Source organism: Pantoea wallisii (genome assembly GCF_002095485.1).
Lineage (GTDB): Bacteria > Pseudomonadota > Gammaproteobacteria > Enterobacterales > Enterobacteriaceae > Pantoea > Pantoea wallisii.
Map to the genome: position 1 here is coordinate 63515 of NZ_MLFS01000005.1, position 22281 is coordinate 85795.

The window sequence follows — 22281 nt, forward strand, 5'->3', positions numbered from 1 at the left end:
CGGATGCGTTAGCGACGGTTTTTCCACACCGTCTGGATGTTACAGAACTCATGCACACCAAAGCTGGAGAGTTCACGGCCATAGCCGCTCTTTTTCACGCCGCCAATCGCAACGCGAGGATCAGATGCGCCGTTGCCATTGATGAATACCGCACCGGTCTCCAGTCGCTCTGCCAGATCCTGTGCCAACGCTTCGTTACCGCTCCAGACCGTCGCGCTCAGGCCGAACTCACTGTCATTTGCCAGCGCCAGGGCATGTTCAGCATCACGAGCCACCGTGATTGCCGCTACCGGGCCGAAGATCTCCTGTTGGAAGGCGGTCATATCAGGTGTGACGTCTGCCAGAATAGTTGGCGCATAGTAGTTACCCACGCCCTCAATTTTGTGGCCGCCCAGTACCAGGCGAGCCCCTTCTGCCAAGGTCTGCTGTACCTGACGATCCAGCTCATCGCGCAGATCGTATCGGGCCATCGGACCGATATAGGTCTCTTCCTGCAGAGGATCGCCGATCTTCAGAGCCTGAACAGCTGCGCTAAAACGCGCCTCAAACGCTTCTGCGACGCTCTCTTCGATAATGAAGCGCTTTGCCGCCATACATACCTGTCCGGTGTTCTGATAGCGTCCTGCGACGGCTGAAGCCACCGCAGCGTCAAGATCGGCGTCTGCTAATACAATAAACGGATCTGCACCACCTAATTCGAGTACCGTTTTCTTCAGCACTGCCCCCGCCTGTGCGGCGATCGCCCCACCGGCACGCACGCTGCCGGTAACGGCGACAGCAGCAACCCGCGGATCCTTGATCGCTGTAGAGACACCCTCGTTATCAACGTTGATCACCGTAAAGCCGCCTTTTGGCAGATCGGTTGCATCAAACAGTTCGCTCATCAGATGGGCCGAGCCCATTACGCTTGGTGCGTGTTTGAGCAGATAAGTGTTGCCGGCCAGCAGCATGCTCACTGCGCCACGCAGCACCTGCCAGTACGGGAAGTTCCACGGCATCACCGCAAGGATCACGCCTAACGGGCGGAATGATTGCCATGCCTGCTGATCCTCCACCAGCGTCGGCTTGTCAGCCAGCATCGCCGGACCCTGCTCCGCATACCAGTCACACAGGTTGGCGCACTTCAGGACTTCTGCACGTGCCTGCGCAATGGGCTTGCCCATCTCGAGTGTGGCCATTGTTGCCAGTTGATCCTGACGTTGACGAATCTGCTCTGCCAGCTGGCGCAATACCAGTACGCGTTGCTCCATTGCGGTTGATCGCCATTGAACGAAAGCATTGGCACTCTGTTGAAGTGCAGCGTCCAGTTCAGCTTTGTCCTGCAGCGGATATGTCGCGATCACGTCACCTGTAGTTGGATTGCGGGAAATCACATGGTCAGTCATAGGATACCTTCGTTACCGGGTAGAATTTATAATGGAATTAACCTTACGCCTGACAGCAATTGATGAAAAATGAATATTAATAAGGAAGTTCTTCTCAGATAAAGAAGGTATGAGTTCTCCGGCATGGATTTATGGCATTGAGGCTGTTTGCGCCGATTAATGCGCCTGACGTCTTTTTCTGCAGGTTTTCACTGACCCGCACTGATTCATCAGCACGTTATCCACTTATACAGTGATTAGATCTTAAAAGAAGATCATAAGGAGATCTTAAAGAGATCCTAAGAGATCCCCGATCGTCGCAGGCCGCACCGCACAAGGGCTAAGAAGGTGATCGTGTTCACTATAATCAGCAAAGTGTCCACTGTAGTCAGTACTTTATTCACTATAGGGAGTAGAATGTTCACTATAAACAGTGCTAATGTTCACTGTAATCAGGAATTGATCCTTTTCATCCACAGAATGAAGATCTCAGGCTATGGCAGATAAAGAGAGTGAAAACAAGGCGTTACTTGAACCTTTTCTGTCGGTGACAAAAAACAGTGGTGAAGTTATTCAACTTCATCCAAATAAAAATAACACCGTACAACCGGTCGCGTTGATGCGCCTGGGTCTGTTTGTTCCTACCCTGAAATCCACTGCGCGTGGTAAATCGGGAGCAATGGCCTCAACTGACGCCACGAAAGAGCTGAAAAACCTGTCGCTGGTAAAAGCAGAAGGTTATGAAAAGATTACCATTACCGGTGCCAGGCTGGATATGGACAATGATTTCAAAACCTGGGCTGGCATCATCCAGTCGTTCTCCCGCTATCCGTCAAAGGGCGATACCGTCACGCTGCCATTCATCGATTTCGTGAAGATGTGTGGCATCCCTTCGGCTAACTCCTCTGCAGCGCTGCGTAAGCGTCTGGATGCGTCACTGCGACGTATCGCCACCAACACGCTCTCCTTTGAAGGCAATGGCAAAGCCTACCATACGCACCTCGTGCAATCGGCTTATTACGATCGTGAGAAAGATCTGGTGCGTATTCAGGCCGATCCTAAATTGTTCGAGCTGTATAATTTCGACCACAAGGTGCTGTTACAGCTCAGGGCTATCTCGCGGTTGAAGCGTAAAGAGTCGGCGCAGGCGCTGTATACTTATCTGGAAAGTCTGCCGACCAACCCCGCCCCTATCTCTCTTGCTCGTTTGCGTATGCGCCTTAACCTGGGCTCAAAAACCACAACGCAGAATCATGTGGTACGCCGCGCAATGGAGCAGCTTAAAGAGATTGGCTATCTGGATTATTCAGAAGTGAAACGCGGCCGCTCGGTGTTTTTCATCATTCATAGCCGCACGCCTAAACTCGATGGTATCAGTAATCTGGAGAGTATTGAGTCTTTGGAAGATCTCGACTTTGAAGACTGACAAGCATTCACTGTAATCAGCTCAAACGGCGAAAAGGTGTCACTTTTGGCTAAAAAAGTGACATCCACTTCTCTTCATAACGTTCACTGTAATCAGTCAATCTCAAGCTATTCACTGCAATCAGTAATGTTCACTGTAATCAGCGCTTCGTTAATCCATCCTTGGTGTACATTTCTTCATTTTGATTAATGCACCCGTTTTTACAGGCTTATATTGATAGTAAGTGCTTACTGGGTTGATAAGAGCTGCTCTGTTTAACCTTTTTAACGGGCTGTTAGCTGATTATAGTGAACGTTGCGCACCACCTTCTATCAATGCTGTTTACAGTGAACATTATCGCCTCCATATTAACTCACTATAGTGAATGTCTGTCGTTAATCCGCTATTTTTAAAGGGAAAAACTTAACCGGTGAGAATTATTTACTGTAATCAGCATGGCTGCTGTAAAAATAACCAGTAAAAGTGACAGGGTAAAATGGATTACTGCGTATAGTGAATATTCACGCTTGTACTGCTTACAGTGAACGTACACCCGGCTTATGACTACGTAATGCTTCGAGGAGCATCAGACCCTGCCACAGCAGCTGATTACAGTGAATGTTAACTCCTGTCACCCTGCTCTGCTTCCTTCCAGTCTGCTCTCTGTTTACACAATCCACCCTGCTCTACTGATTACAGTGAACATCCTGTACGCGTACTTGCACAGTGCCTTGCTCATTACAGTGAACGTCATTGACTGAGTGCAATAGCGGCTGGACGGCGAAGCACAGACTACTGATTACAGTGAACACTAAGCGTCAGATAACTTTCCACGCGCACGTTCAGTGCTGCTGACTCGTTGAAGTAGCGCACTTTAATACTTACTGATTACAGTGAATGTTTGTTTGGATAGTCATTGGGCAGGCTTGCAATAAGCGAATATTGAGCTACTGAGTACAGTGAATCTATTAAGTACAGTGCAGCATATTTGCATGCGGCCCCGTTTACGTTACTGATTACAGTGAACGTTTAAGCTCAATGCGCGTTGCTTACTGATTACAGTGAACGATCTGAGCTCAATGCGCGTTGCTTACTGATTACAGTGATCGATCTGAGCTGATAAGTATAAAATTGCTGATTACAGTGAACGCCAGGGAGAACGCACAGAGAGTTTTACTGATTACAGTGAACGTAAATCCATGGCTAAGCTTTTATCATTTGCTGTACTGTTTACAGTGAACGTTTTGAGATGCACATCACATTTCTCGCATGTCAAATCGCACATCGCGAAGAGTCGTCTACTCACTACAGTGAACCCCGCACTGATTACAGTAAACGTTTCGCTTATTCTGGTGAATGATGCGGAGTAAAGGCGTCTACTGATTACAGTGAACATTACGCACAAATCTTTACGCCTTATGGATTTTTACCCTTACCTGCATGATTTTCACGGGAATGTAAGTCTATCGATAACTGATTACAGTGAATCTTTGCATGGTAAATGCTCAACGGGTGCTTACTTCCTGAACAACCACTTGATGTGCTTACAGTACACGCACTGATTACAGTGAACATTGCAGATGAGCCATTTCCGTTACACGCATTTTCTCATTATTAAACCTTACTGAGCAGATGAGTTAGATTTGCCTCATGTGCAGGATTTCGGTATAAAGGCAGAAATCCTACATGTGTGGAGCAAGTATGGCTAACGATGATAAGCAGGTTTTGAAGGTCGCTCAACGCTCAGAGAAGATGCTGATGAGTTTGACTGAGCAGATTCAGGCGCAAAAAGCAGAGTTAAAGGAGAATACTTTTTATCAGGTTTATGCGAAAGCGGCGTTAGCCAAACTGCCTAAGCTTACACGCGCCAGCGTGGATTACGCTGTTAACGAGATGGAAGAGAATGGCTATCCGTTCGATAAGCGCGCTGCAGGCAGCTCAACCAAATATGCGATGTCGATTCAAAATATCATCGATATCTATCATCATCGCGGTGTACCTAAATACCGCGATCGTCATGCTGAAGCCTTCACACTGTTTGTGGGGAATCTCAAAGGCGGCGTTTCGAAGACCGTTTCGACAGTCTCACTGGCACATGCCTTGCGGGCGCATCCACATCTACTGTTTGAAGATCTGCGTATTCTGGTGATTGACCTCGATCCGCAATCCTCTGCCACCATGTTCCTGAACCACGAGCGTTCTGTGGGTCTGGTGGAAGCTACCGCAGCCCAGGCAATGTTACAAAATGTCAGCCGTGAAGAGCTAAAAAGCGAATTTATTGTACCTTCCATCATTCCCGGTGTGGATGTGCTGCCAGCCTCAATTGATGACGCTTTTATTGCATCGCGCTGGGAAGAGCTATGCGCTGAACATCTGCCTGAGCAGAACGTACACGCTGTGCTTTATGAGAATGTTGTCGCCAAACTAAAGAAAGATTACGACTTTATCTTTATCGACAGCGGCCCACACCTGGATGCTTTCCTGAAGAATGCTATTGCAGCGTCTGATCTGCTGATGACGCCGGTTCCACCTGCTCAGGTTGATTTCCACTCCACGCTGAAATACCTGACGCGCCTGCCTGAGCTTATCGGCATTATTGAAGAGTCTGGTGCACCCTGCCGCATACAGGGCAACATTGGTTTTATGTCGAAGCTTTCGAATAAAGCCGATCACAAGATGTGCCATAGCCTGGCTAAAGAGATCTTTGGTGGCGATATGCTGGATGCTGCCCTGCCACGTCTGGATGGTTTTGAACGCTGCGGCGAGTCATTTGATACAGTCATTTCTGCAAACCCTTCAACCTATGTTGGCAGCAGCGAAGCGTTGAAGAACGCGCGTTCAGCGGCAGAAGATTTTGCCAAAGCTGTCTTTGATCGTATTGAATTTATTCGCCTGAACTGAGGTTATTATGAGCGCAAAAAGAATTACTATTGGCCGTACCTTCAGCCAGAGCCCGCTACAAAATGATGCCAGCGCAGATGGCCATTCGCAGACTTTTATTCTCGCAACCGGCAAACGGGCTCAGTTCAGACTGGAGCACATCGCGGCGAAAGAAGTTGAAGAGAAAACCTATGTTGTGATGGAAACCAACGGGCGCGATCAGTCCGGGCTAACACCCGAGTCCCTGCGCGACATTATTCGTACTATCAAACTGCAGCAGTTCTTCCCTGCGATTGGTGTGAAGCGCGATGAGCGTATTGAGATTCTCGATGGATCGCGCCGCCGCGCTGCCGCCCTTCACTGCAAAACCGGCCTGGATGTACTGGTCACCGATGTCGCTATTTCCGCAGATGAAGCTCGTCGTCTGGCACAGGATATCCAGACAGCACGCGAACATAACCTGCGTGAAGTGGGCATGCGCCTGATGTCTCTAAAGGAGAGCGGCCTGACGCAGAAAGAGATTGCTCAGAGCGAAGGGTTATCTCAGGCAAAAGTGACGCGCGCGCTGCAGGCAGCCAGCGTGCCATCTGAACTCGTTACCCTGTTCCCGAATCACTATGAACTGACTATCCGGACTATAAAACGCTCTTACAGTCTTACGAGAAACTGCAGGAGACCGGCCAGACAGTGGATGCGCTTATTGATACCATTGGGATGGATGTCGATAGCGTCTGCGCGCGAGATGGGCTGGCCGAGGATGAAGTTAAAAACGGTATCCTGCGTCTGGTTCGCAATGGTAGCCAGACCTTAATGCAATCTCCGGCTAAAGATAAAACCGTATCAACACCGCTATGGGACTTTGCCGACAAAGACCGCTTTGCACGTAAAAAGATGCGTGGGCGTATGTTCAGCTATGAGTTTAACCGGCAATCCCGGGAGCTACAGGAAGAGCTGGATAGAGTGATTAATGAAACCCTAAAAAAATATCTCAACCAATAATTTAAAATACCGCCTTATGGCGGTTTTTTTATGCTGATTCAGTTCGCCAGTGTGATTTCACGGCTAACCCTATGAAATATCGATAGAGGCTGTAAAAATTTCAGGCTGAAATCGCCAATTTTCTCTTCTGTTTTCATCCCGGATGATCTAAATGCAGAGTATACGGTGTCGCTAATTTAACCGACTGCGTGCGAAATCAGCATCCAGAAAATCACATAAAAATATCAGGAATTAAGCCCCTGAAATTTTATGGCCTCGCCGCAGCGATTTCATTATTAATCATATGAAATTAAACATGTTTTATGAGAAATTTCAGGCTGAAATCGCCGCGTTTTCATCAGCATCAGGCTGATAAAATGATTATGCAGTAGTGCTTAGCCAGATGATATTCAGTGATTTATCCACAGAAAACGTGGATAACTTTCTTTCAGAACACTTAGTTTTGAAATGCGCGGGCAGGCACAGATTGCCAGACAGCATCACGTATTCGCACCGGTTTACTGATAAGGCCTAACGCATAAAAACGGTCGGCTATTGTTTGTTGCTCTTTAATAACGTCAAACGCCATTGCACGTGTTTTATGACTTCGGCGTGACAACGCCCGTTCAACGGCTTCGGGCTCAAGGCTTAATTCGTGTGCCAGCAGAATCGCTGCCTGCTGCCGTCTGTTATCAATGAAAGACCCGGTATGCTGCAGATTCTCAATCAGCTGTTGAATAATCTCTTCGTGCTGCCAGGCATAATCGCGACGGGCAAGATAAAACTGGTGATTACGAACGCGCCCCTCGCCGTTTACTAATATACGCAGTTCCGGATTGCTTTCCGCTACGCTAAGCAGCGGATCCCACATCATCCAGGCATCAGCAGCTAATAAATCGCTGGCGGTAAGAGGATACTTTGGCGGCGTATAGACAATTTTAATCTCATCCAGAGCAATCTCCGCCTCCTCCAGCAGCTGTAACAGCAGCCAGTGAACATTCGAGCCCTTGTTTACAGCGATGCGTTTACCTCGCAGATCCATTACGGTGACGATGTCACTGGCGTGCGGAACAACGATGCCCACACTGCCGGGCGCGGGCGGCTCCCATGCAATATAAGTGACGGCATTGCCGCTGGCCTGGGCAAAGATAGGCGGGACTTCGCCTGTAGTGCCAAAATCGATCTCATTATTTTGTAAGGCCTGAAGGAGTTGCGGGCCGGCAGGGAACTCACTCCATAACACGCTGATATGTTGCTCTGCAAAACACTGCTCAAGAGTTTGCCTCGCCTTTAGCACACCAAGGTTGCCAAACTTTTGATAGCCGATACGCAATTCACGCTCATACATGCGATCGCCAGCATCGATGAAAGGTGAAGATTGAGCGGTTTTACGGCGCCCTTTTATTACGCCCTGATTAGCCAGGTGGGTGCGAAGCGTATGACGGCTGATCCCCAACAGGGCAGCCGCCTGCGTCTGATTACTGCCGGTCAAGGTCAGCGCATTGTCGATTAGGCTGTGAACAACCCGGTCGAAAAGTTGCTGCGGTTCGTGCACTAATTGATGACGCAAAAAATTATCCAGCGTCGTATCTTCCGCGTCCACTGGCGAGGCCCAATTCCCGCCTGCTAACCGCAAATGCTGTGACGTTAAGGTTTCATCACGGCTAAGCAGAACTGCGTTATGCAGCGTATTTTCCAGCTCCCGAATATTACCCGGCCAGCTATATTCGCGTAACGACTCCAGCGCATCTGCAGAAAGATATCGCGCCGGCCTGCCGAGCCGGCGGGCATATAGCGAAAGAAAATGTCGCGCCAGTAGAGGAATGTCCTCACGGCGCTGACGCAGCGGCGGCAAAGGCACCACGGCAATATTAAGGCGATAGAAGAGATCTTCACGAAAGCGGCGTTCACGAATAGCCTGGGCGAGGTCAACGTGCGTTGCCGCAATGACGCGCACGTTAATCTTAACGGGCTTACGTGAACCCACACGAGTAACTTCCCGCTCCTGCAATACCCGCAGCAGCTTTACCTGCAGGGGCAGACTTAACTCGCCTATCTCATCCAGAAGTAATGTGCCCCCTTCAGCAGATTCAAACCAGCCGGGATGCGCCTGGATCGCGCCAGTGAAGGCGCCTTTCTCATGTCCAAATAGCTCAGCCTCAGACAGACTCTCGGTTAACGCCCCACAGTTCACCGCTAAAAAAGGGCCATTCCGACGCAGGCTATGGTGATGTAAATAGCGGGCGACGACCTCTTTACCTGTGCCTGTCTCGCCGACGATCAACACCGTGGCATCGGTGGGCGCGAATTTATCCAGCAAAGATTGAAACGCCAGTGAGGCAGGGTCCACTAAACGAGGGGAATCCGTATGGTTAGCATAAGGGTTCAGCATGGCAGTAATCCGGTAGTGAGCTTTACCTCAGGCTAAACGTGCCAGAACACTATGGATAGCAGGAAAAAAGCATAAGTAGTTGCATATGCAGCAAATGCTGTTGTGCGGGAGTTGCAAAGGCAACTCGCTGATAATGACATTAAGGGCAACTCCCTGAAATAACTACACAGAAAAAATTTTGAGAGGTGGCACGCTTTTCGCTTACCGCTATATAACCAAATAAATGCTGCAAATTAATCATTTTTAAATACGGTTATATAGGAAAAGAATCATGGCCGACGTCAGTAATGAGAGCATCAATGTCTTTTGGTTTCTGCCAACCCACGGCGACGGGCGTTATCTGGGAACCACGGAGGGAGGCCGTCCGGTTGATCTGGGCTATTTGCAGCAGATAGCGTTGGCCGCCGATAATCTCGGTTTTTACGGCGTCCTTATCCCCACCGGAAAAAGCTGCGAGGACGCCTGGCTGGTAGCGGCTGCGTTAGCGCCTGTCACCCGCCGTTTGCGTTATCTGGTGGCCGTACGACCGGGTTTACAGCCGCCTACGCTGGCTGCCCGCATGGCGACAACGCTTGACCGCCTGTCAGAGGGCCGTTTGCTGATTAACGTGGTAACGGGCGGCGATCCGGTAGAGAACAGAGGTGACGGCATCTTTCTTGAGCATCGTGAACGCTATGAAGTTACTAAAGAGTTCCTGGATGTATATCGTCGTTTAATGCGCGGTGAAAAGGTGGATTATGAGGGGCAGCATATCCGCGTTGAAGGCGCTGAGGTACTGTTCCCGCCGGTTCAGGAAAAAGGTCCGCCACTCTATTTTGGCGTTCATCCGACGCGGCTATTGATGTTGCCGCAGAGCAGATCGATACCTATCTGACCTGGGGCGAGCCGCCTGAGCAGGTAGCAGAAAAACTGGCCGTGGTGCGTCGCCGCGCCGAAGAGAGAGGACGTACTCTGGAGTACGGGATTCGCCTGCATGTGATAGTGCGTGAGACGGAAGAGGAGGCAAAAGCGGCGGCGGATAAATTAATTGCTCATCTGGATGACGAGACCATTGCACAGGCACAAAAGATATTTGCGCGGATGGACTCGGCGGGACAAGCCCGCATGAGCGCACTGCACAATGGCTCGCGTGATAATCTCTACATTTCGCAAAACTTATGGGCCGGCGTTGGGTTAGTGCGTGGCGGTGCCGGCACTGCACTGGTGGGAAGCCCTGAGCAGGTTGCCGCGCGCATTCGTGAATATCAGGCATTGGGTGTGACCAACTTCATCCTGTCGGGTTATCCGCATCTGGAAGAGGCGCATCGTGTTGCTGAGCTACTGCTGCCGTTATTACCCGTTTCACAGGGTCAGCAGCAGCGCGCGCGTACACTCAATACCGGGCCGTTCGGCGAAACCATCGGCGGTGACAAACGCCCTTCAAAACAGACCGGCACCCGCTGAAGCAGGAGAAAGTGATGGCAGCAGCGCAGATCATTATCGCTGGTGGGGGTTTTAGTGGCACTGCCCTCGCGATTCATCTTGCCCGAACGTCGTCGGCCCCGTTACTGATTACAGTGGTTGAGCCGCGTGCCATGCCGGGCTGTGGCGTGGCCTATTCCACGCTGGACCCGGCGCACCGTATCAATGTGCCGGCTGCACGTATGCAGCTCAGCGGAGAGGAGCCAGGCGCTTTTGATCGCTGGTACCGGCAGCAGCCAGAGTGTTCACTGGATTCAGCAGCCCACTGTGCAGACGGCACGGTATATCCGCAGCGCAACATGTTTGGTCGCTACCTGGCACATCAGTTTGTCCGCGCAGCGGAGAGCTCTACACATGTACAGCTGCGCCATATTCAGGCCAGCGCGGTAGCATGGGAAGGCCAGCAGCTGCAGCTGAGCGACGGCACAGCGTTACGCGGCGATGTGCTGGTGCTTGCTATCAGCCATCCCCCCACCGTCGCTACCTGCTGCAGTACGCGCCGTTGCTGCTCATCCGGCGTTAATTGCCAACCCCTGGCAACAGGGGGCTCTGGAGGTGATTGCGCCGCAGGCGAGTGTCGGCATCGTTGGCACGGGCTTGAGTATGGCGGATGCGGTGGCATCGCTGGACGCGCGCGAGCATTACGGCCCGTTAGTCGCCTTCTCGCGCCGTGGGCAGCTCTCACGTGAGAATCTCAAGGGTGAATGGCCAGAGTGGGCACTGGCGCCTCAGAATGCGGCCAGTGCGCGATTGTGGCTGCATCACATCCGCGCTGAGGTTGCGCGTGCAGCTGCCATGCAATTACCCTGGCAACGCGTGCTGGATGAAGTGCGGGTGCAGGGGCAGCAGATCTGGCAATCGCTGCCGCTGCGTGAACAGCAGCGCTTTGCGCGTCATCTGCGTTCGTGGTGGGATGTGCACCGATATCGTATTGCGCCTCAAGTGGCAGACGTTATTTCGCGGCGTCAGCAGCAGGGCAGTTTACAGGTGCTGCCGGCGCGTCTGGCTGCGGTTAGCCCGCATGGATCGCAGCTGGCAATTACGCTGCGTCTACGCAACGGCGCGTTGCAGACGCGGGTACTGGATCATCTTATTGTGACAACCGGGCCGGCGCATGCCGCACTGACGCGCAGTCAGCCGCTCTTACAGTCGTTGAGTCAGCAGGGATACATTCGCGCGGATGCGCTGGGTTTCGGCATCGATGTCGATAGCCGGTCGCGCGCGCTGGATCAGCAAAGCTCACCCAATTCACGCCTGTTTGTGGTCGGACCGGCCGCCCGCGCCCGCTTTGGAGAACTGATGGGGCTGCCACAGGTAGCCGATCACGCCGCCGACGTTGCGCAGCATATTCTTACCGAACTCCACATCGCTCAGGCTGAGCGATGTCCCTCTTCTGCACCCTAATCGCTTAACATCCACCTTAATCTGACGAACGCCCGGTCGTAGCATGACTACAGCCGCGCTATGGAGATTGCTATGCCATCGCAACGTGAAATACGCCTTAATGCATTTGATATGAACTGTGTCGGACATCAGTCACCGGGACTGTGGGCGCATCCGCGTGACCGCTCCTGGCAGTATAAAGATCTGGAGTATTGGGTTGATTTAGCGCGTCTGCTGGAGCGCGGCAAGTTTGATGGCCTGTTTATTGCCGATGTACTGGGCATCTATGATGTGCTGAACGGCAGCGGGGATGCAGCGATTCGCCAGGCGACGCAGGTACCGGTTAATGATCCCCTGGCGCTGATTACGCCTATGGCGTTAGTCACCGAGCATCTGGGTTTTGGCCTGACGGCTTCACTCTCCTTCGAACATCCCTATCCGTTTGCCCGTCGCCTGTCCACGCTGGATCATCTCACCAAAGGGCGCATTGGCTGGAACATTGTGACATCCTATCTGGAGAGCGGCGCACGCAATATCGGGCACAAGACGCAGACCGATCACGACAGTCGCTACGATTACGCCGATGAGTACTTACAGGTGGTCTATAAACTGCTGGAGGGCAGCTGGGAGCAGGACGCCGTGCTTCGTGACCGTGAACGTCGTATCTTTAGCGATCCGCAAAAAATCCATCCAATCAATCATCAGGGACGTTTTTTAACGTGCCCGGAATCCACCTTTGTGAACCCTCACCGCAGCGTACGCCGGTGCTGTATCAGGCTGGCGCATCCAGCCGTGGTAAACAGTTTGCCGCTGAACACGCGGAGTGCGTGTTTGTTGCCGCACCGTCGAAAGTATTGCTGAAAAGAGCGGTAGCGGATATCCGCCGCCGCGCTGAAGCGGTTGGACGCGATCCGCGCAGCATTCTGATCTTCAATCTGCAGACGGTAATTGTGGGCGAGTCCGATCGGGCTGCGCAGGAGAAGTGGAAAGAGTACCAACAGTGGGTCAGTTATGAAGGGGCATTAGCATTGGTTTCCGGCTGGACCGGTATCGACTTCGGTCAGTATCAACCGGATCAGGTACTGAAGTACCTGCATACCAACGCCATCCAGTCTGCGGTTGAGACCTTTTCCACTGCCGATCCCGATCGCCAGTGGACGGTGAAAGCGTTAGCTGATTGGGTGGGCATTGGCGGCTTTGGTCCGCTGCTGGTTGGCAGCGCGCAAACGGTAGCTGATGAGTTGCAAAGCTGGGTGGAAGAGACCGATGTGGATGGCTTCAACCTCGCCTATGCGCTAACGCACGAAACCTTTACCGATGTGGTTGAGCTGCTCATCCCTGAACTGCAAAAGCGTGGTGTTTATAAGCAAGAGTATGCCGCCGGCACGCTGCGCGAAAAACTGTTTAATGCCGGTCCACAGCTTGAGATACCGCACCCCGGTGCCGGCTATCGCGTGCGCAGTAACCTAAAACAGGCGGTTATATGATGCAGGGTAAAAGCTCACGTATATCGCTGCGCGCGCCTTAGCGGGCTGCCAACAGAAGATCGCTTTAATAACATGACCGGATGCGTTATGCGTATCCGGGCTTTGCCGTTTTCTGAGTTTATATTATTGATTTATCGCAATTTTATAGCTTTTATTGTTGCTTTGGTCCGGTGCGGGGAACGCTTATAACCACTTCACCTGTACAACTAAACACGTGAGATGTTATGAGCTCAATTCCTTTAGAAAACACCCTGCCGGTATCGGAGCCGGTCCGTTCGGTCAGTGATGTGGCAAGACTGATCAATACCCGTAGCAGTAAAAACAACTATGCCCGAATGATTGTGTTTCTCGCGCTGGGCGGCGTTTTTCTTGATGCCTATGACTTAACCACACTCTCTTACGGTATTGATGATGTGGTGCGCGAATTCCGCCTCTCACCGTTTACCACCGGGCTGGTAACGTCATCAATTATGGTAGGCACTATCGTGGGTAACCTGATTGGCGGCTGGCTCACGGATAAATATGGGCGCTATTCGGTATTCATGGCGGACATGCTGTTTTTTGTCGTATCAGCCATTGCTGCCGGCCTGGCACCCAATGTCTGGGTGCTGATCGGCGCCCGTTTCCTGATGGGCATTGGTGTCGGTATCGATCTCCCGGTAGCGATGTCTTACCTGGCGGAGTTTTCAAAATTTGCCGGCAAGGGCAATAAAGCGGCGCGTCTCGCGGCCTGGTGCCCGATGTGGTATGCGGCATCCACCGTCTGCTTCCTGTTGATCTTCGGCCTCTACTTTCTGCTGCCTGCGCAGCACGCCGACTGGCTGTGGCGTGCGTCACTCCTGTTTGGTGCCGTACCGGCGCTGCTGATTATCGCCGTACGCAGTAAATTTATGAATGAATCCCCGCTGTGGGCAGCAAATCAGGGCGATCTCAAATCGGCGGTGCGCATTCTGCGTGACTCTTACGGTATTCACGCCCATGAAGCCGAACCGGAAGCATCTCCGGTCGCCGCTGCACCCAGGGTGAGTTTCCGCGTACTGTTTCAAAAACCGTGGCGGGAACGCACCATTGTGGCGGGCGTAATGAATATCTGTATCTCATTTGAGTACACCGCTATCGCCTTCTTTCTGCCTTCGATTCTTGCGCAGTTTCTTGGCGCGGGCGTGTTCGAAACCATTTCCGCTTCGCTCGGCCTGAATGCGCTTTTCGCCTTTACGGGAGGCTTATTGGGTATGCGCCTGGCGTGGAGATATCCATCGCGTCACGTAGCGATTGCCGGCTTCGCTCTGCAATTTTTCGCCCTGACGGCGCTGGCGCTGATTGGCCATCCGCAGGCGCTGGCAGGCACAGTTTTTGCTGTGCTGATGCTCGGATTATGGCTGTTTGCCGAGGGCTTTGGCCCTGGCGCGCAACTGATGGTCTATCCGGCGCTCTCTTATCCCACTTCCATTCGCGCTACCGGTGTAGGTTTCAGTCGGGCGCTCTCTGGCATCGGCAGCGCACTGGCGCTGTTTATCCTGCCGATTCTGCAGGCAGCCCTTGGTACCAATATGTTTTGGGTCGTCTCGCTTGCCGCGATTATCCCGATCTTTTTCCTGCTGGTAGTGCGCCATGAGCCTACCCGCCACGACATCGACGATCTCTCTCAGGAGTAAACCATGAGCGCATTATCAACAGGCACTGATTACACTGCACTGGCGGCCCATTTCCGTCCGCTGTTTGCCCGTATTGCTGCGGGTGCCGCAGAACGCGAACGTACGCGCACGTTACCGCATGACGCACTGCGGTGGCTTAAAGAGGCCGGTTTTGGCACGGTGCGCATTCCAAAAGAGAAGGGCGGCTGGGGCGCATCGTTACCGCAACTCTTCCAGCTGCTGGTTGAACTGGCTGAAGCTGACTCTAATCTGCCGCAGGCGCTGCGCGCGCACTTCGCATTTGTTGAGGATCGGCTGAATCAGTCTGATAGCCCGGCGCGCGATAGCTGGTTCCGCCGCTTTAGCGATGGCGAGTTGGTCGGGAGCGGCTGGACGGAAATCGGTAATGTGAAATCAGGTGATGTGTTGACGCGCGTAACGCCGGCAGACGGCGGCTGGGTGCTTAACGGTGAGAAGTTTTACAGCACCGGTAGCCTGTATGCCGACTGGATCGATGTCTTCGCCCGGCGTGAAGATACTCAGGGTGATGTGATTGTTTTGGTGAATACCCATCAACCGGGAGTGACGCGTCTGGATGACTGGGATGGATTTGGTCAGCGTCTTACCGGCAGCGGTACTACGCGCTTTGATAACGCACGGATTGAACAGGCGCACGTGTACGATTTTGCCACCCGTTTCCGTTATCAGACCGCCTATTACCAGCATGTGCTTTTAGCCACGCTGGCGGGTATTGGTCGGGCGGTAGCGCGTGACGGTGCAGAAGTGGTGGCGACGCGTAACCGCGTTTACAGCCACGGCAATGCGAATGTACCACGTCAGGATGCACAAGTGCTGCAGGTTATCGGCGAGATCACCAGCCTGGCATTTGCGGTTGAGGCAACGGTCATCCGCGCAGCACATTCACTGCAATCAGCCTATGAGGCGCACCTCAGTAATGACGAAGCTGCCATCATCGCGATTAACGCACAGGCAGAAGCGGAAGCCGGCCAGGCGCAGGTGGTTGCCAGCGAATTGATTCCGCGTGCGGCGACAGAGCTGTTTAATGCGCTGGGTGCGTCGGATACGCGCGTCAGTAAAGCGCTGGATCGGCACTGGCGTAATGCGCGTACCGTCTCCTCTCACAATCCGGTGATATATAAAGCGCGTGATATCGGCGACTGGAAGGTGAACGGTAAGACACCAACGGGTATCTGGCAGATCGGCCAGTCAAAGACGGAATAGCCAGGGCGGGGATGGCGGGTCAGTGGGCTTGTGTGAAACGCCCACTAACCGCCTTACGGATTAAACATCCCCCAGGACGCGTTGCTGTGAATGATCGTCAGGCAAAATTATCGCTTATCCAGCGACCAGGTTGCGCTGCGCACATCAACTTTCACCGGCAGCAAACCTACGCGGGTGAAGGTATCGGCCAGCGCCTGCTGCTCATCAAATACTTTTGCTGTCATGCGTGATGCGCCATAGGGCAGGCGCTTCAGCGTGGTTTGCCAGATCGATTTCTCCAGCCCGGTCGATTTCGCTAAAATTGCGGCGGCCTCATCCTGATGCTGGTTAGCCCAGTCGCTCAGCTTACTCAGCTCGTCAATCACCTGCTTCGCGGTTTCCGGATGATTTTCAGCAAACGGGCGGCTGGCGAGATAGAAAGTGTAATGGGGCGCTAAGCCTTCGGCGTTGCGGATCTCGCGCGCATCGGCGTTGGCTTCCACTTCAGCGAGATAGGGATCCCAGATAACCCAGGCATCAATCGCCCCTTTCTGAAACGCCGCGCGTGCATCGGCAGGCGGCAGATACACCGGCGTCACATCTTTATAGGTCAGCCCGGCCTCTTCCAGCGCTTTCACCAGCAGATAGTTCACGTCCGACCCCTTATTCAGGCCAACGCGTTTGCCTTTCAGATCGGCGACTTTTTTAATTGGTGAGTTCCCGGGCACCACAATGGCCTCGGTTTGCGGGTTTGCCGGTGAGTGCCCCAGATAGACCAGATCGGCTTTGGCAGCCTGAGCAAAAGTGGGCGGGGCATCGCCGGTTGCGGCCAGGTCAATACTGCCGACATTCAATCCTTCCAGCATCTGCGGACCGGCCGGGAACTCAACCCAGCGTACGCTGATGCCCTCTTTTTTTAGGGTTTCATCCAGCGTGCCGCGGTACTTCAACAGGGCAAAGATGTTGGCTTTCTGATACCCAACGGTAACCGTTTCCGGGCTTGCGGCAAGCGCGTGCGCTGAAAACAGACCAACGCTGATGGCCAGTGCGCTTAGTACAGACGTTTTTGTTTGCATGGGAATTCCCTCGTGGTTTTTTGCCACCTTAGCAAACCGTTTATATAACTATTAAATAACTAATTTTGACTGCTTATAACCTGTTTCTCCGTCATTCACATCGTTCACTGTAGTCAGCAATTTACATTGCTACCCGGATAATTAGCACGGTAATAATTTGTATAACAAATCAAAATGCCATCCCGCCAGGCTTATGACAGGATAAGCGCTCTCCTCGCCTTACAAAGGTTTCACGCGTTCTATGAAGTGGTTTTCCCGAAGCGCAGTGCTGTTCTCTGCTAAAACCTGTCTCGCCGCTTTTCTGGCTTTTTTTATTGCTCTGGCGCTGAATCTCGATAAACCGGCCTGGTCACTGACTACAGTGTACGTTGCCTCACAACTCTATTCGGCTTCCACTATATCCAAGTCGGTTTTTCGCTTCTTCGGCACTCTCCTCGGCGGGCTGTTTACGCTGTTGATCTATCCGGCTACCGTGCAATCGCCGCTGCTTTTTAGCTTGTGCATTTCATTATGGGTTGCTGGTTGTCTCTACCTTTCACTGCATGACCGCACGCCCAAAAGTTACGTATTTATGCTGGCGGGCTACAGCGCGGCGATCATGGGATTTCCTGACGTAGTATCCCCTTCCGCCATTACCTATACGGTGATTTCGCGTATTGAGGAGATTACCGTCGCGATTGTTTGCAGCAGTCTGGTGCATCGGCTAATTATGCCAGTCTCTATGCGCCATCTGCTGGAGCAGAGCGTCAGGCTTTGGTACCAAAACGCCCGCACCTTGTGTAGCGAACTGATGACGGTGATGCCAGCAGAGAAGTCGCTGGCGCGCGAGGACATACTGGTTCAGATGGCGAACTATCCGCTCAATGTTGAAACGCTGATCACTCACTGCGTATATGAAGGGGATGCTGCACGCAGGCTGGTGCGGCTGGTCAGCGTGCAGTATCAGCATCTCTCCTATCTGATCCCGACCCTCACCGCGATTGAATCGCGCCTGACGATGCTGGCGCAACAGCATATTCGCTTCCCCGACTACGTTGCGGTGGCATTTCAGCACTTCCTGCTGTGGCTCAATGGTGATGACACGCTGGCGGTGCGCCACACGCTAAGTGAGACGCAACGGCAGTTGCAGCAGACGTGGCGTGAGGGTCGTTTATGCAGTGAAGAGAGTATCCTGCTGATGGGCTTGCTGGAGCGTCTGCTCAACTTTGTGCGCATTGCTGATGCTTACCACAGCGTGAGTGAGCGCGTAAGCGAATGGACGCCCGCGGTCAGACCCGGTAAAACGGCCCGGGCGCATAAGCATGTCGACAAAGGCCTGCTGCTGCTCTCCTGCTTCACGGCATTTAGCGCCACGTTTATGACTTGCCTGTTCTGGATTGGCAGCGGCTGGAAAGATGGCTCAACGGCGCCGATGATGGCCGCCGTACTGTGCTCATTTTTCGCCGGGCTCGACAGCCCGATTGCGCCGATGAAGCTGTTCCTTAAAGGGGTGCTGATCTCAATGGGTATCAGCCTGATCTATGTAACGCTGCTGATTCCCCAGGCGATAACCTTTGAAGCGTTAGTCATGTGCCTGGCGCCCGGGCTGTTTGCGCTTGGGCTGGTGATCGCGAATCCGGCCACCAACCTGATTGGGCTGATCGTCGCTACGCAAATTCCAGGGCTGATAGGCATGAGTCACCACTTCAAACCCGATCTGCTGCTTATAGTGAATGCCATGCTGTCGACGTTGGTAGGCATTGTTGTCGCGCTGGTGCTCACATTGCTGATCCGCAATAAACGCCCCTCCTGGACCGCCAAACGGGCGCTGCGGAAAGGCATTCGGGATTTACTGCAGTTTATCGCGTCGGTGCGCATGAACACGGCTACCCTGACGGCACGCCAGCAGTTTGTGGCACGCACGCTGGATAAGGTGAATATTATCCTGCCGCGTAAGCGGGTGGATCCTGCTCCGGATCTGGTTTCTGGCGGTAACCTGATTGCCGAAGCCTGGCTGGGCGCAAATTGCTACGACTATTACACGCGTCATCGTGAGCTGCTGCTGGCGAATCACATTGAAAGCGCAGCGATGTTTCATGAACTGAGCCAGTTTCTTAAGCTGCGCCTGAAATCGCTGGAAGCCGCGCCGCAACCGCAGCTGCTGCTGGAGCTGAATACGCTGTTGCTGCAGCTGGACGTAGCAGCGCGGGAGCAGGAGGCGCTATTTACGCCGATGTTTCATCTGTTCAATATTCGTCTGTCCCTGTTTCCGGCGCTGCGCTGGCCGGATAAGTCACTGCAGCATGACAGCACAAAGTGTGACTAAGATCGCACTTCATGTTAGGTGCGCAATAATAACAATGGTTACTATAACTCCCATGCAGAGCACACTGCTCTGGCCCAAACATTGAAGGAATATGACCATGAAAAACGTAAAAACTCTGACGATCGCCGCTGTTGCTGCACTCTCTATGATCTCCTTTGGCAGCTTCGCGGCAGAGAGCATCTCCGTTCGCGCCAGTACGCTGGAAGGTGCAGAAGCACAGGTGGCGGCACAGGCTAAAGCCGTGGGTGCTGACAGTTACAAAATCACCAGCGCCCGCGCTGACAATGGCGTGAACATGACCGCTGAACTGTACAAATAATAACGCTCCTTTCTCCGTTAGCGTGTTTAGCCCGGTTAATACCGGGCTTTTTTGTGCCTGCGATCCAGCCGTTCCATGGCTCTCCTTGTGATAACACCGCTTTGATGGCAGTATAAATTCTCAATAATGACCTACTAGTTGGCAGGTGGTTTTCTCGCTCTCTTTCACGCTTATCATGTATTAAGGCTTTGACTTCAGCAGGTGGAGAGAGCAGTTTCAATGCGTTTATATACCCTATGGATAGATACCGATGAAAATGATTGGTCTGATTGGCGGAATGAGCTGGGAATCTACTGCGCTCTACTACCGCATTATCAATGAACAGGTAAAACAGCAGTTAGGCGGATTGCACTCGGCCCGCAGCCTGATGTACAGCGTCGATTTTCAGGAGATCGAAAAGTTACAGGTTGCAGGAGAGTGGCAAAAGGCGGGTGAAATTCTGGCAGAAGCCGCGCGCAGTCTGGAGCAGGGCGGGGCGGATTTCATGGTGCTCTGTACCAATACCATGCATAAGGTTGCCGATCAGATTACCGATGCCGTAAATATTCCTCTACTGCATATCGCCGATGCGACTGCAGAGCGTATCCGCCAGGCAGGTGTCAAAAAGGTAGGCCTGCTGGCGACGGCGTTTACGATGGAGCAGGCATTCTATAAAGGACGATTGCAGCAATACGGGTTAGAGGTGATGGTGCCGGATGTGCCGGGACGCAAAACCGTGCATGACATCATCTACCAGGAGTTATGCCTGGGTGTGATTCGTGATGAGTCGCGGGCGCGCTATCGCGAAATTATTGCGCAGCTGGTTGAGCAGAGCGCAGAAGCGATCATTCTGGGCTGTACTGAAATTACGTTGCTGGTTAATGCAGACGATTCTGCCGTACCGCTGTTTGATACGACCCTGATTCACGCAGAGGACGCGGTAAAGCGGGCGCTACAGCCTGAATAGCAGGGCAGAACGTAATAAATAACTAGCACGCTAATTATTCTGTGTGTTACTATGTGTTTATTGAAGGCACTTAGCCGGACCCGCAATGGTCGTACAGGGATGTGCCAGAACAGGCTGCCGATACTGGCAGCCTTTTTTGTGCCGCAAAATCACTCAAAACGCTGTTTCCAGTGAATCTGTGACGCAATATTCATCATCCACCAGCGGCAGATAGCGCCATTTATCAAAGGCGGTGCAGGGGTGCGATATACCGCAGCCCACCCAATCCCCCGGTGCTAACACTTCGTCATCCGGCAACTGCAGGTAAGCGTGCTGATCGTTCACGTCGGTAATGCGCAGATGTGAGGCATCACGCGGGTCAGTGCCATCGGCCTTGCGCATCCATAATGGATTGGGCAGATCCTGATCGAAAGGCACATCGCGGCGACCAAAATCAACAAAGGCTAATCCCGGCTCGGGGCGTGATAATACGCGGCCCCAAATCTCCAGCGCTGGGGTAAAGTGGTGATGCGCGCCGGGCTGAGCAAACGGCGCGATACGCGAATACAGACCGTTGTCATGCGCCATATAGGCGCCGGAACGGATCAACGGCGTAACCGGCAGCGGCAGAGTGGCGGCGGTAAAGCACGTTGTGACGACATCAAACCAGGCGCCGCCACCGGCGCTCAGGATGATCGACGGGCTGCTGAAAAGCTGTTTTTCTGCCAGCTGTGATGCCGTGGCGATCATCATCTGACAATAGGCTTCAACGCGCGCAATCCCGGCGGCATCACGACCGGCACCCAATGCTCCTTCATATCCGGCCACGCCCGTTAACTGTAATGATGAACTGGCTTTGATGGCTTCAGCAATCTTCACTGCTTCCTGTAGTGAACGGCAACCGGTGCGGCCGCCGCTGACTGACATCTCCAGCAGCACCGAAATCTGCGTGCCGGCGAGATGCCGCTGCAATAGCTCAACGCCCTGCAGTGAATCGACATAGCACAGGAAACCCTGCTCAGGGTGCTGCCGCTGCCACTGTGCTATCCAGCGAATGCCAGCCGGATCCACCAGCTGATTAGCCAGAAACACATTGCGGATACCGAATTGCCGCAGCGCGCGCACCTGTGCCGGCGTTGCCGCGCTTAATCCCCATGCACCGCCTTCGCTCACGGCACGACGCAGAATGGCAGGTGACATAGAGGTTTTACCGTGCGCTGCCAGCATGACGCCATGCTCCTGGCAAAATGCCGCCAGCTGCTGCAAATTGTTCTCCAGCGCCGACTGCTTCATGACCATCAGCGGCGAAAATACCGCATCGCCGTCAAATATCCTTGTGCCGTTTGCCAGCGGCGCATCACCTGCGCCGGCAACCGATTTGAACCGCGGTGCAGGATGCTGAGTATCCAGTAATCCATCCGCCCGTAGCGGGAAATGCATCGACATAGCCG

Annotated in this window: 11 protein-coding genes and 4 pseudogenes; 11 read left to right on the forward strand and 4 right to left on the reverse strand. The window is 53.0% G+C overall.

The features are described from left to right. Positions 1-8: 8 nt before the first annotated feature. A complete protein-coding gene (locus HA48_RS03045) occupies positions 9-1385 on the reverse strand; it encodes an aldehyde dehydrogenase family protein (protein ID WP_128599723.1) in 1377 nt (458 codons plus the stop codon). A gap of 475 nt (positions 1386-1860) precedes the next feature. Between HA48_RS03045 and HA48_RS03050 the strand changes: the two genes are divergently transcribed. The 3 genes and pseudogenes from HA48_RS03050 (at position 1861) to HA48_RS03060 (ending at position 6648) form a co-directional block, all read left to right on the forward strand. Continuing rightward, positions 1861-2790 (forward strand): RepB family plasmid replication initiator protein, encoded by a 930-nt coding sequence (locus HA48_RS03050; protein WP_128599724.1) that lies wholly within the window; start codon positions 1861-1863, stop codon positions 2788-2790. Between the two features lie 1680 nt (positions 2791-4470). Continuing rightward, complete coding sequence (locus HA48_RS03055; protein ID WP_128599725.1) at positions 4471-5670, forward strand: AAA family ATPase; 1200 nt, start codon at positions 4471-4473, stop codon at positions 5668-5670. Positions 5671-5677: 7 nt separating this feature from the next. Beyond that, positions 5678-6648 (forward strand): annotated as a pseudogene (locus HA48_RS03060) (ParB family protein). A gap of 436 nt (positions 6649-7084) precedes the next feature. Here HA48_RS03060 and HA48_RS03065 read toward each other — a convergent pair. Further along, complete coding sequence (locus HA48_RS03065) at positions 7085-9019, reverse strand: aliphatic sulfonate ABC transporter substrate-binding protein (protein ID WP_128599726.1); 1935 nt, start codon at positions 9017-9019, stop codon at positions 7085-7087. Between the two features lie 271 nt (positions 9020-9290). On the opposite strand from HA48_RS03065, the pseudogene ssuD reads away from it, so the two are divergent. The 5 genes and pseudogenes from ssuD to HA48_RS03090 all read left to right on the forward strand — a co-directional run bounded on the left by ssuD (position 9291) and on the right by HA48_RS03090 (position 16226). Beyond that, positions 9291-10462, forward strand: a pseudogene (gene ssuD / locus HA48_RS03070) (FMNH2-dependent alkanesulfonate monooxygenase). A gap of 11 nt (positions 10463-10473) precedes the next feature. Then, positions 10474-11884 (forward strand): annotated as a pseudogene (locus tag HA48_RS03075) (FAD/NAD(P)-binding protein). A 72-nt stretch (positions 11885-11956) separates the two neighbouring features. Continuing rightward, positions 11957-13350, forward strand: a pseudogene (locus tag HA48_RS03080) (LLM class flavin-dependent oxidoreductase). 224 nt (positions 13351-13574) lie between these two features. After that, the gene (locus HA48_RS03085; RefSeq protein WP_128599727.1) at positions 13575-15005 is read left to right on the forward strand and encodes an MFS transporter; all 1431 of its coding nucleotides are present in this window, start codon (positions 13575-13577) and stop codon (positions 15003-15005) included. 3 nt (positions 15006-15008) lie between these two features. Further along, positions 15009-16226 (forward strand): acyl-CoA dehydrogenase family protein, encoded by a 1218-nt coding sequence (locus tag HA48_RS03090; protein WP_128599728.1) that lies wholly within the window; start codon positions 15009-15011, stop codon positions 16224-16226. A gap of 107 nt (positions 16227-16333) precedes the next feature. Here HA48_RS03090 and HA48_RS03095 read toward each other — a convergent pair whose 3' ends face one another. Further along, positions 16334-17281, reverse strand: coding sequence for a sulfonate ABC transporter substrate-binding protein (locus HA48_RS03095; RefSeq protein ID WP_128599729.1), 948 nt, complete (start codon positions 17279-17281; stop codon positions 16334-16336). 241 nt (positions 17282-17522) lie between these two features. Here HA48_RS03095 and HA48_RS03100 point away from each other — a divergent pair, with 241 nt between their 5' ends. The 3 genes from HA48_RS03100 (at position 17523) to HA48_RS03110 (ending at position 20851) form a co-directional block, all read left to right on the forward strand. Beyond that, positions 17523-19586 carry an FUSC family protein gene (locus tag HA48_RS03100; RefSeq protein WP_128599730.1) on the forward strand — a complete coding sequence of 688 codons (2064 nt, stop codon included), beginning with the start codon at positions 17523-17525 and terminating at the stop codon, positions 19584-19586. A gap of 97 nt (positions 19587-19683) precedes the next feature. Beyond that, a complete protein-coding gene (locus HA48_RS03105) occupies positions 19684-19905 on the forward strand; it encodes a YdgH/BhsA/McbA-like domain containing protein (RefSeq protein WP_128599731.1) in 222 nt (73 codons plus the stop codon). Between the two features lie 250 nt (positions 19906-20155). Next, entirely contained in the window at positions 20156-20851 is a 696-nt protein-coding gene (locus tag HA48_RS03110; protein WP_128599732.1) for an aspartate/glutamate racemase family protein, read from the forward strand. A 153-nt stretch (positions 20852-21004) separates the two neighbouring features. On the opposite strand, the gene HA48_RS03115 is transcribed toward HA48_RS03110, so the two are convergent. Next, positions 21005-22276 (reverse strand): alanine racemase, encoded by a 1272-nt coding sequence (locus HA48_RS03115; RefSeq protein WP_128599733.1) that lies wholly within the window; start codon positions 22274-22276, stop codon positions 21005-21007. Positions 22277-22281 lie beyond the last annotated feature (5 nt).